Source organism: Aquimarina sp. 2-A2 (genome assembly GCF_045505135.1).
GTDB lineage: Bacteria > Bacteroidota > Bacteroidia > Flavobacteriales > Flavobacteriaceae > Aquimarina > Aquimarina intermedia.
The window spans coordinates 64026-76003 of sequence record NZ_JBJKFI010000003.1 but is presented as its reverse complement, the minus strand read 5'-3'; the positions used below and the strand labels follow the sequence as shown (position 1 = coordinate 76003).

Sequence of the window (11978 nt, the reverse complement as noted above, 5' to 3'; positions counted from 1 at the left end):
AGAATCCAAAGCAGCCGATTTACTCTTCTTAGTTATTTTGGCTCTACCTTTTCGTACTAATTGTGAAATTGTTGGCATAATTTGCTTTACACTATAATTAAATTTTTATTAATCCTCTTTTATGAGGGCTGCAAAGGTATAATTATTTTTGAAGTATTCAAATCCAAACTAATTAATTTTCAAATAGTTTTGAGTCCACAAACACTTACATGTGCAATATTTATCTATTTCACCCATTAATCCCCTCTTGTATTCATTACACCCATCATTACTGTTTCGTTAAATCACAACACAAGTGCACTCTAAACTTAAAAGACCAAGAATACTAAAGAAATCAACTTATATCAGGTTGAAATCAATCCTTTAAAGAAGCGAAAAGAGCAAAGAAATTAAAATTAACATTCATTTTATCTAAAGTTTACATAGAATAGTTAATAATTCATCAATTAACCTTGTAAAAAGTTGTTTACTAATTAAATTATTTTGATTTTTGACTCAGGCTAATTCAAATAAATTATAAAATGAAGACAAAGTTTAATGGAATTCTAACGCTTTTATTAGCGTTTGTTGTGCAACTATCGTTCGCACAGGAAAAAACCGTAACCGGTAAGGTTACAGACGACAGTGGATTGCCACTGCCGGGAGTAAACATTATTGTTAAAAACACATCTACTGGAACACAAACTGATTTTGACGGGCTTTATACTATTTCAGCTTCTGAGGGAAGCACATTAGTATTTAGTTATTTAGGGTTTGCCGATAAAGAAGTTGCTGTTTCATCTGATGCTACTATTAATGTTCAACTAGAAGCATCGGCTGCTGAACTGGAAGAAGTTGTAGTTACAGCGCTAGGTATTTCTAGAGAGAAAAAATCTTTGGGATACTCTGTTCAATCAGTAGGTGGTGAAGATTTAACCGAAACCAGAAATGCAAATGCTTTAAATTCCCTGTCGGGTAAAGTGGCTGGTGTTCAAATTTCAACACCGAGTGGTAACCTTGGAGGTTCCTCACGAATTCTTCTTAGGGGTCCTGGTTCTGTTTTAGGCGAAAACCGGCCTTTAATTGTAGTTGACGGAATTCCTCTTGATAACTCTAACTATAATGACACCAACACTCAAACAGGTGGTGGAGGTCGTGATTATGGTGACTCTGGATTCGACATCAATCCAGATGACGTGGCTAGCATGAGTGTATTAAAAGGAGGAGCTGCTGCTGCACTTTATGGTTCCAGAGCAAATAATGGAGTTATCTTAATTACTACTAAATCAGGTAAAACAGGAAAAGCTGAGGTTACATTTAACTCTGGAGTATCTTTTGACCAAGTTAATATCTTACCTAAAGTTCAAAAACTTTATGGTGGTGGAGCTGGAAACGCAGGTACTTTCGAACAATCCGACTTTCAGCAAGCAACTATCAATGGGACTACTTATGACATAGTTGATTACGCTACTGACGAATCTTGGGGTCCTAGGTACGATCCTAATAGAAGAGTTTTACATTGGGATGCCTTTGATCCTGAATTCCCTAATGATTATCTAAACCCTAGAGCCTGGGTATATCCTGAAAATGACCGAGAAGATTTCTTTAATACAGGAGTGTCTTTTAACAACAACATTTCTTTCTCACAAGGAACTGAAAAATCACAAGTCAGATTATCAGTGGGTAATACTAAAACAACCGGTATTGTTCCTAACTCAGAATTAAACAAGACTACTGTAAATTTTAATGGCTCCTCTCAATTGACAGAGAAATTAAAAATCGATGCCGGTGTTAACCTAACGATAACAGAAGGTTTCAACAGACCAGCCTCAGGATATACGGGTGAAGGTGTGGTACAACAATTCTATCAGTTCGGCCAAACATCTTTAGATTTTGAGCGCTTGAAGAAATATCAGTTGCCTGATGGTACTCAACGTACATGGAACAGAGTAGCTTTCGACAATGCAACTCCTAGGTATTCAGACAATCCATATTGGACTATAAATGAAAATACAGCAGAAGACAAAAGAACAAGATGGTATGGATCTCTTGGATTAAAATATGATATCACAGATAAAATCTATGCCAACGTTAAACTATACGGTGATACTTACAACTTCTCAATTAACGAAAGAGTATCTATTGGCTCACAAGCACAATCCTCGTACTCTGAAGCTAACAGAAGTTTTGAAGAGTTAAATTATGAGGGTCGTTTACACTATGACGACGCTTTCTTTGATAACAAATTAACTGTTAACACTTTTGTAGGTGCCAACAGACGAGATGTTGAAACTCAAAGATTAAGCGCAAATACCAGAGGCGGTTTAGCTACTGCTGGAATATACAATATAAGCAACTCCAATGAGGACGCTAATGTAACAGAATTTGATACGCGCAAAAGAGTTAATAGTGTATTTGGATCTTTTGGATTAGGCTATGACAACTTTGCCTATCTAACCATCACAGGAAGAAATGACTGGTCTTCAACGCTACCAACTGACAATAATTCTTATTTCTATCCTTCTGTTAGTGGTAGTATTGTTTTTTCTCAATTTATTGAAAGTACTTGGCTAACATTCGGTAAAATTAGAGCTGGTTTAGCAGAAGTAGGAAATGACACTAATGCATATCAATTACAAAACACTTATGGAAGTGGACCAGGATTTACAACCGGTCCTGGAGGTACCTTTTTAGGTAACATTCAATTTTCAAATGACATAACTAAAAACAACGCATTTTTAAAGCCGGAAGAAAAATCTACTTGGGAAGTAGGTCTTGAAATGGCATTTTTGAAAAATCGTATAAGTTTTGATGTTACTTATTATGACGAGGTTACCAGTGATCTTATTACGCCAGTTGCAGTAGATCCATCCACTGGTTATACAGAAATCTTTACCAATGCAGGAGAAATGTCAAATAAAGGAATTGAGGTTCTTCTAAATATAACACCTGTTCAAACTGACGACTTTACTTGGGATTTCACATGGAACTTTGCCAAAAATGAAAATGAGTTATTGGAGCTTAGAGAAGGTACCGAAAGCTTACAAATTGGTCGTTTCCCTTTTAACGGAGTTAGCGTAAATGCTGTTGTTGGAGAATCCTATGGTATAATTCGAGGTACTAATTATGTTTTTGATGACCAAGGAAACAAGGTTGTTGATGCTAATGGAAGGTACTTAGAAACCAGAAATGTAGAGAATTTAGGTTCAGTATTACCTGATTACAATATGGGCTTCAAAAACAGCTTCAACTATAAAGGCATTAACCTTGGCGTGTTAATTGACGTGCAACAAGGAGGTAAATATAGATCCTTAACTAACATCTGGGGTAACTATTCAGGTATACTTGAACAAACGGCAGCTAATAATATAAGAGAAGACGGTATTGTCCTCGACGGTGTAACAGGGACGGTGACATATGATGAAAATGGTGATTACACAGTAACCGGAACCTCTCCAAACACAACGGCTATAACTGCCCAGCAGTTTGGCCAAGATTACTTTTTTAGATCAGATGCTCAAAACGTTTTTGACGCGGACTATGTAAAACTTCGTGAAATAACTTTAGGATATACACTTCCGAAGAAATGGATAGGAGGTTTAGAATCTGTAAGATTTACCGCATTCGGTAGAAATTTATTGGTATGGGGTCTTGACAATGATGATATTGATCCAGAAGTTGCTACATCAGGTAGTGGTAATATTCAAGGTTCTGAAGGAGGATCTTTACCTTCAACAAGAACATTTGGACTGAATGTAGAATTAAAATTTTAAGAAATTATGAAAAAAATAATAGCAACAATAGTATTTATTTATGCTTCTTGCTTAGTATCGTGTAGCGATAATTTAGAGAATTATAACGAAAATCCTAATCGACCGGAAGTCGTATCAACTAGTGCTATATTCAATAGTGCTACTAAAGAATACACAGATTTTAGCAGAAATGCTTTTAATGCAGGAAGATTGACATTACCCTGGATGCAATATTGGGGTCAAAATGCTTATGCTGACGAAGACAGATATTTGTACAGAGAAACAACAGCCCAAAGTATTTATCAAACTACTTATTTAGTAGCTACTGATTTCAAAGCTATAATTGATCTCAATGAAGATCCTGCTACTAGAGCATTTGTTTCATCCGTTGGAAATAATGATAATCAAATTGCAGCATCAAGAATTATGCTTTCTTATTTATTTCACAAACTAACTGATTTCTTCGGTGATGTTCCTTACTATTCTTATGGAAGCGATGATCCTGAATTCCAAGCACTACAGGTTGATGACATAACTTCACCTGTTTTTGCTTCACAAGAGAAGATCTACAGTGACATTTTGAAAGAGTTGAGAGAATCGGCTGATATGATTAACACGAATGAAGCAGTGTTCACATCAGGAGATAATATATATAACGGGGATGCTACAAAATGGAAAAAGTTTGCAAATTCATTGATTTTGAGAGTTGCCAACCGTTTAAGGAATGTTAATCCAACCTTAGCCAATAGTGCAATTAATGCTGCAATAGCAGATGGAGTTTTCGAATCCAATGCTGACAACGCCGCTCAAAAATATGACGTTACGGATAACGGTGCTTCTCCTTTTTGGAGAGCTTTCATCACAAGAACTGATTTTGCAGTTGCAGCACCATTTGTAAATTTATTAAAAGGTCAAACCGGCAACTTTGGTGAAGACCCAAGATTATTTAAAATGGCCGCTCCGACAACTGTCAGCATTGATGACATTAAAGCTGATAGCTACACTACAAGTACGGATCCTGATGATTACGAAGGTGTTCCTTACGCTTTTAGACAAGCTAATTTATTACCATTTACAACCTATTCCTTCATGAGCAGCAATATTCTGAAGCCAGATTATCAAGAAGTGCTTATGGAGTACGCTGAAGTTAAATTTATTCTTTCTGAGCATAACGGTTTCAGTCAAGCAGATTACGTTGATGGTGTAACCGCATCGATGGAAAAGTGGGGGGTTGATTCAGCTGATATCGCTACTTTCATAGGAACCCTTCCTCCTGCATCAGAAGAAACGGTTCTTAATCAAAAATATGTAGCATTGTATATGCAATCTCATGAAGCATGGGCAGAATACAGAAGAACTGGATTTCCAAGCACATTAGTTGCCCCCAATGATGTAATAACTCTACCTCCAGCACAAGCTGGTCCAGCAGGAGAAACTACTTATACATTTGAAGCCGGCGAGGGTCTTACAGATTTACCTACAAGACTTAGGTATCCTGTTATTCTACAAACATTAAACGGTAACAATCGTGCAGACGCAGTATCTAAACTGAACGATGGTGATGTAATAACAAGCAAACTATTTTGGGATGTAAACTAAATTTTTAGTTTTTTTTCTAAATTAGAATATGAACCGTCTGAAATTGTAATTTCAGACGGTTTTTTTTATTTAACCTACATCCTTCTCACGGCTGTAAATTATTTAACAACACTCTTACTTAAATGTAAATCAAAGAAATTCAACAACATATATCTAACAAAAAAAAATAACGATTAATGGTTGGAAAACAGATTCAAGCATAAATACATCAATCGCTTTCAGCCCACACTTAAGATTTATTAACATTTCACAACTTACAATCCTCGTGTTTTTTTAAAATTAACGGGTAAAAGTTGCTTTATATCGATTAAATTATCATTTTTGGAGCTGGCTAATTCAAATAAATCATAAAATGAGAACAAAGTTTAGTGGAATTTTAACGCTATTCCTAGCGTTTATTGTGCAATTTACGTTTGCACAAGAGAAAACAATTTCCGGTACAGTTACCGATGACAAAGGTTTACCCCTACCAGGAGTAAACATTATTGTAAAAAACACAACAAATGGTACGCAAACCGATTTTGATGGTAATTACGCAATCCAAACAAACAGAGGTGCTGTATTAGCATTCAGTTATGTTGGTTTTGAAACCAAAGAAGTAGCGGTAGATGCCGAAACAACGATCAATGTAGCACTTGAACCAGCAGCAGCAATGTTGGAAGAAGTAGTTATTTCTGGTCAGGGTTCTGGTATTGCTAAGCGAAAGCTTTCTACTACGGTGGATTTCTTAACTGCAGAAGAGGTAGAAAGACTACCTTCTAACCAGATTGACCAGCTATTACAGTCAACTTCTCCCAGTGCACAGATTAGATTAAGTTCTGGTCAACCGGGGACGGCGGCTATTATTCGTACAAGAGGGCCTATCTCGGCGAATTCATCTGCAACACCTGTAGTAATTGTAGATGGTGTACGTGTGGACAATTTGAACTCTAATCCTAATCTTGGTATAGACACGGGTGGAGCAAGTATCTCTGCTTTAGCGGATATCCCTGTTGAATCAATTGAAAAAATTGAGTATATTAAAGGGGGTGCAGCAACTACACTATACGGAGCAGACGCAGCAAATGGTGTAATCCAAATCATTACTAAAAAAGGTACGAAAGGTCGTGCAAGAATTACTGTAGAAAGTAGATTAGGTGTTATTAAGGCTACCGATGACTTTCTTAAATACGAAAGAACAAAAGAAGCTCTTTTCAAACCAGGATTTGCTCAAGAATATAAATTGGGTGTGAATGGTGGAAACGAAAAAGTTACTTACAACTTTTCAGGAAGTATTTATGCTGATGATTCTTACAACAAAATTAACGAACAAGTTAAAAGAAGTTTGTCTTTTGGTTTAGGAGCGCAAGTTTCTGATAAACTGAGATATCAAGGATCATTTTCTTATGTTGGATTTGAATCTAATTTAGACTTTAACGCAAATACAAGTTTCTCAAGATTTTCTGCTTTTGAAGGTGGAGGAAGAGGAAATCTTGATGAGTTAACAGATGCCGAATGGCAAGTAGAATTAGATCGTTCTAATGAAATTGGGCCGCTAGTGGACATTACGAATAAAGTTAATCGTTTTACGAATTCAAATAAATTCTTGTATGATTTTAGCGATAATTTTTCAGCCACTGCTACAATAGGTGTGGATTCTAGATCTACGGTAAGTGAGGAAAATGACACAAATGAATTGCTAATTGCTCTTGGATCAATTAATCCTGGTACTACAGATCGAGCATCTCTTACTAGAGTTTTACGTAATGCTTTTACGGTTACTGGAGACATTAACTTTACACACCGCGCAAACACCGAGAACTTTGAGTTCGTAACTATCTTTGGTGGACAATTTTTCAGAACTACTGACAGACAATTTAGAACGGATGCTTCAGGAGGTGTTGATGGAACTACTGATAACGGTCTTTTTCCTACAATAACTGCTGATGATTTTATTCTTGAAAGCGCAAACTACGGTGTATATTTCTTAGAAAATATTGGAATCTATAATGTTGCCTATTTAGAATTTGGTGGAAGATTTGATCAAAATACGTTATCTGGAGAAGACAGTGATCTATTGTTTATACCTAAAGTTGGTATTACTTATAATATTTCTGATCATGACTTCTATTATGATAGTGGAATCAAAGACGTGGTATCTACTCTGAAACTTCGTGCAAATTATGGAGAGGCTACAAATTTTGCTAGAGCATTTGCCGCAAACAAAACTTTAGATTTGAACCCATTTTTAGGAAAACCTTCTTTTGAGTTTGGACAAACTGGTAACAGAAATTTACGCTCTGAAGTTATTGCTACAACTGAATTTGGAGCAGAAGTAGGCTTTTTTAACAATCGCCTTAACCTAAGTGCTACCAGATATTCTGCGAAGACAACTGATGGTTTATTTACTCCAAACTACGCACAATCTGAGGCACTAGAAAGACAAGTGCAGAACATTGGTGAAGTTGAAAATAAAGGTTGGGAATTTGCTCTTAATGCAGATTTGATAAGAACTGAAAAGCATAATTTAAATGTTAATTTCTCCTATAATAAAAATGAAAATATCGTAACAAGTACTAGCGGAGCTCCAGCATTTAATGTTGGTGGATTTACTGTAATTGGTGCTTGGGTTGAAGAAGGACAAAGTCTAGGGTACTTAAGAGGAACTGCAGCAACACAAGAAGCTGACGGAACGTATACTTTTACTCCAGACACTCCTTTAGGTGATACTTTCGCTCCAAATTTTGGTTCTTTCGGTCTTACCTATACCTGGGATAAGTTTAACTTCTTTATGACTGGTGATTACCAGTTTGGTGGTAAAATTGTAGACCTGAGTTTCTTATTACGTCACTTACGTGGTGTGGATGATGAGGGAATTCCCGAGGATCTTATGGCAGCAACCAACTCTCCATTTAACTATGTAAACTATTTTACATTTGATAATGATTTCGTTAAAATTCGTAATATCGGAGTAAATTATTCGTTTGGAGACAAGCTAAAGCCATTTAATGATGTAAAAATTGGATTTACAGTTACCAATCCTTTTAACTGGACATCAGGAAACTTTGACCCTGAAACTACAGGATCTGGAATTGGAGATCAGAATGCATTTGGTAGTGGTGGATTTGCCTATGGTACTGAATCGGCTCCAAGAATATTTATGAGTTCAATCAAGTTTCAATTTTAAGAAATTTTAAAAGCATTAATAATGAAAAAAATATCAATATATATAAGTATTTTTAGTCTACTTATAAGTTGTACCGACAACTTTAAGGATGCTACAGACTTTACCACTGTAACGGATCCAAGTTTAACTGAATCTGCAGTTTTAGGAACACCAAACTCTTCTCAGATATGGTTGAGTGGTCTAGAACGTAATATGTCTATTACTCTTAATGAGATTTTAATTCTTGCTGAATTAGGTTCTGATAATTATGAGAATACACAAACATTTTATAATCAATTCTTAGATGGATTAGAGATACGAATCGATGACCCTGATATGCGGGATACTCAATTTCAAATTGCTGAAGTGAGAAATAGTGCACAGTATGGTCTTACGACAATAGGTCCTAATGATCCGGAGTACAAAACTACTACTGAAGCAGAATATCATTTCTTTGAAGGAATGTCTTATCTCTTTGCAGGTATGTATTTTTCTGCTTTACCACAAGAACCTTTAGGTGCGCCCGTGTCTTCGGCTGAAAACTTAGCGAGTGCTATTACTTCGTTAGATTTAGCAATCGACCTAAACCCTAAACCAGAGTATTATTTAGCCAAAGCAAGAGCTAATTACTATTTGGGAAACAAAGCTGAGGCTAGAACTGCTGCACAGAATGCACTATCACTTGATGATGACTTTTTGAGAGGAGCTCAGTATGATCAAAAAGAGGGACCCGTTAACAGATTTGAATCAGCCCTATATCAAAGAGCTACTTTTGATGATTTCCAACCTTTACCAACACTTGATTTTTTAGATCCTAAGTATTCATTTCTTGATCCAGAATTAGATCAATCGGTGTACTATCTTAAGGCAGAGGAAGCTCATTTGATTCTGGCAGAAGCAAATCTTTCTGATAATAATGCTCTTGCAGCTCAATCAAACATGGAAAATCTTTTAACTTTAGTTGATAACAGAGAAGTGAGAAGTATTAATGATTCGGTTGAAGATCGTGATGATAACGAACCGGGATCCAGACCAGACAGCGCTGATATTGTAGTTAATGGCAGAACTGATCTAGTATTAAGTCGTAAAGATGGACTTATTGATGTACCAAGTATATCTGGAACTTCTCTAGAGCTTACAGACATCCCTTCAATCACTGCTACTGATGCTGGGCTAGAATTATTGTACAGAACTCGTCAAGAAATATTTATTGCTGAAGGACTACGTTTTGTAGATATGGGTATCAAATTAGTGATTTTTCAAGAAGAAATCAGTCTAAACCCTAACATCTCTGAAGGTGATGCTAGTACGGTTAAAGTTGTACCATCTTTTATCGCAGCTGTTGCAGATGATTTAGATGCATTCACCTATGATAAAGATGCAAAGACAGTTGAAACCACTATCAATGTAAATGAGATTCTAGTTGACAATAAAGGTTCAGAACAAGTATTACCTTTCCACTAGATTTCAGTTTAAACAAAATTTTTATTACTTACATCCCCCTGAAATTTTCAGGGGGATGTTTTTTTTAGCCTATATTTGTGCCCATGAAAAATGACTCTCAGATTTTTGGAATACGTGCGGTGATTGAGGCTATTAATGCGAATCAGACCATTGATAAAGTTTTTGTTCAAAAAGGCTTACAAGGGGCCTTGTCTAAAGAATTAATGGATCTTTTGAATGAACAACACATTACCTACGCATTTGTTCCTGTAGAGAAGCTTAATAGGCTTACACGTAAAAATCATCAAGGTGTGGTTGCACTAACCTCCCCTATCGTTTTTGCTGATCTCGAAAATCTCGTAATGAACGTTATTGAATCAGGAGAAACTCCCTTATTTTTGATTCTGGATCAATTATCAGATGTGAGAAATTTTGGAGCTATCATAAGAACTGCAGAGTGTACAGGTGTACACGGAATCATTATTCAGAAAAAGGGTGGTGCACCGGTTAGCGCAGATACCGTAAAAACATCTGCCGGCGCAATTTTTAAAATGCCTATTTGTAAAGTAGACCATATTAAGGATGCTGTATTTTATATGCAGGGTTCAGGAATTCAGGTAGTTGCCGCTACAGAAAAAACAGAGCAAACAATTTATCAAGCTGATTTGACGCTTCCTACTGCGATCATTATGGGAAGTGAAGGAAAAGGAGTTACTTCTTCTTTACTTAAAATGGTTGATCAAAAAGCAAAGCTCCCTATGTTTGGTTCTATTGGCTCTCTCAACGTTTCAGTGGCTTGTGGTGCTTTCCTATATGAAGCAATACGACAAAGGATGTAAGATAAAAGCTAGTCCTTTTTAAGTATGCTCTGGTCATGTCATCCCTACGTAGGCAGGGATCCATTTAATTAGACCAATCAATAGCCAAATCATTCTAATTTTCGTTATCTTGTTCGATAAGATTTATCTTCCATTGTCTTTTCCATTTCTTTATTCTTTTCTCTCTAAGAATAGCATCATTAACATGTTGATATATTTCAAAATATATTAGTTTATCCAATCCATATTTTTTTGTAAACCCCTCAACTAGTTTTTCTTTGTGTTCAAAAATCCTTCTTTCTAGATTATTGGTAACTTCTATATATAAGGTTCCGTTCTTTTTATTCGTTACAATATATACAGCGTATTGGTGTGTTGGCTTTAGCATAAAGTTTGAGTAAACAAAACATATGGTGGATCCCTGCCCACGCAGGGATGACAAACATACTAATTTAAAATACAGGTTTTTTATTTTTCAGTTTTCCTGTCCGAATCCGGTTTATATTCATAAATTACCTGAACATCGTTTTCTGAGTCCTCTTCCTCTACCCGCTCAATAAAGTTTCCGTTTTCATCAAAGTGCTTCATAAAATCATCTTCTTCGGGATCATAATTCGGATGCTCCCATGGGTATATTTTTTTTTGAACTATTCCATTCTTAATAAAAATTGCCAATAGTAATCCGGTTACTAACCCGGACAAATGCCCCTCCCACGATATACCATCTTTAATCGGGAAGATATACCACAACATACTTCCATACATAAAGACGACAATAAAAGATAACGCAATTAATCGGTAATATTTAGTTATAATTCCTTTAAAGAACAAAAAACTGAAAAGCATATAAATCATTCCGCTAGCACCAATGTGTAACGAAGATCTTCCTATAATCCATGTCAAAATTCCGGTCATGATAAACCCCAGACCCAAAACCGTCCAGCTGCGAGTTGGATAAAAATAAAACAGTGCTGTTGATAAGATAAGTAATGGCAATGTATTGTTCCAGAGATGAGAGAGCCCTGAATGGATAAAAGGAGAGAATAAAATACCTTGCAACCCGGATAAGCTACGAGGATACACTCCTAAATAATTAAGATTGAAACCAAAACGTGACTCCGCCCAAAAGATTATCCAAATTAGCAAAACAAAAAGAATTGGATATCCAATTACACCGCTTGTAAAACTAAAGTCATTATTACTCTTCATACATTACATATATCAAAAAACCCTCCACACTAT

At 36.0% G+C, this 11978-nt stretch carries 7 protein-coding genes and 1 pseudogene; 5 read left to right on the top strand and 3 right to left on the bottom strand.

Annotated features, from left to right (window positions below; genetic code table 11):
• A pseudogene (locus tag ACJRPK_RS08580) lies at positions 1 to 78 on the bottom strand (30S ribosomal protein S12); the annotation flags it as partial.
• A gap of 443 nt (positions 79 to 521) precedes the next feature.
• Here ACJRPK_RS08580 and ACJRPK_RS08575 point away from each other — a divergent pair.
• From ACJRPK_RS08575 to rlmB, 5 genes are all read left to right on the top strand, one after another.
• Entirely contained in the window at positions 522 to 3752 is a 3231-nt protein-coding gene (locus tag ACJRPK_RS08575) for a SusC/RagA family TonB-linked outer membrane protein (RefSeq protein ID WP_407139521.1), read from the top strand.
• A gap of 6 nt (positions 3753 to 3758) precedes the next feature.
• Positions 3759 to 5330 (top strand): SusD/RagB family nutrient-binding outer membrane lipoprotein, encoded by a 1572-nt coding sequence (locus tag ACJRPK_RS08570; protein WP_407139520.1) that lies wholly within the window; start codon positions 3759 to 3761, stop codon positions 5328 to 5330.
• 352 nt (positions 5331 to 5682) lie between these two features.
• Positions 5683 to 8496: a carboxypeptidase-like regulatory domain-containing protein gene (locus tag ACJRPK_RS08565; RefSeq protein ID WP_407139519.1), complete on the top strand. Its 2814-nt coding sequence runs from the start codon at positions 5683 to 5685 to the stop codon at positions 8494 to 8496.
• A 21-nt stretch (positions 8497 to 8517) separates the two neighbouring features.
• Positions 8518 to 9939: a tetratricopeptide repeat protein gene (locus ACJRPK_RS08560; RefSeq protein ID WP_407139518.1), complete on the top strand. Its 1422-nt coding sequence runs from the start codon at positions 8518 to 8520 to the stop codon at positions 9937 to 9939.
• An 83-nt stretch (positions 9940 to 10022) separates the two neighbouring features.
• Entirely contained in the window at positions 10023 to 10757 is a 735-nt protein-coding gene (gene rlmB / locus ACJRPK_RS08555) for a 23S rRNA (guanosine(2251)-2'-O)-methyltransferase RlmB (RefSeq protein ID WP_407139517.1), read from the top strand.
• Positions 10758 to 10851: 94 nt separating this feature from the next.
• Here the strand turns inward: rlmB and ACJRPK_RS08550 are convergent, their stop codons facing one another.
• Both ACJRPK_RS08550 and ACJRPK_RS08545 read right to left on the bottom strand, forming a co-directional pair.
• The gene (locus ACJRPK_RS08550) at positions 10852 to 11124 is read right to left on the bottom strand and encodes a GIY-YIG nuclease family protein (protein WP_407139516.1); all 273 of its coding nucleotides are present in this window, start codon (positions 11122 to 11124) and stop codon (positions 10852 to 10854) included.
• Between the two features lie 80 nt (positions 11125 to 11204).
• Complete coding sequence (locus ACJRPK_RS08545; RefSeq protein WP_407139515.1) at positions 11205 to 11945, bottom strand: rhomboid family intramembrane serine protease; 741 nt, start codon at positions 11943 to 11945, stop codon at positions 11205 to 11207.
• Positions 11946 to 11978 lie beyond the last annotated feature (33 nt).

Excerpts from the sequence above, each read along its gene's own strand:
- rlmB (WP_407139517.1), top strand. The coding sequence starts at position 10,023 with ATGAAAAATGACTCTCAGATTTTTGGAATACGTGCGGTGATTGAGGCT.
- ACJRPK_RS08550 (WP_407139516.1), bottom strand. The coding sequence starts at position 11,124 with ATGCTAAAGCCAACACACCAATACGCTGTATATATTGTAACGAATAAA.
- ACJRPK_RS08545 (WP_407139515.1), bottom strand. The coding sequence starts at position 11,945 with ATGAAGAGTAATAATGACTTTAGTTTTACAAGCGGTGTAATTGGATAT.
- ACJRPK_RS08570 (WP_407139520.1), top strand. The coding sequence starts at position 3,759 with ATGAAAAAAATAATAGCAACAATAGTATTTATTTATGCTTCTTGCTTA.
- ACJRPK_RS08565 (WP_407139519.1), top strand. The coding sequence starts at position 5,683 with ATGAGAACAAAGTTTAGTGGAATTTTAACGCTATTCCTAGCGTTTATT.
- ACJRPK_RS08575 (WP_407139521.1), top strand. The coding sequence starts at position 522 with ATGAAGACAAAGTTTAATGGAATTCTAACGCTTTTATTAGCGTTTGTT.
- ACJRPK_RS08560 (WP_407139518.1), top strand. The coding sequence starts at position 8,518 with ATGAAAAAAATATCAATATATATAAGTATTTTTAGTCTACTTATAAGT.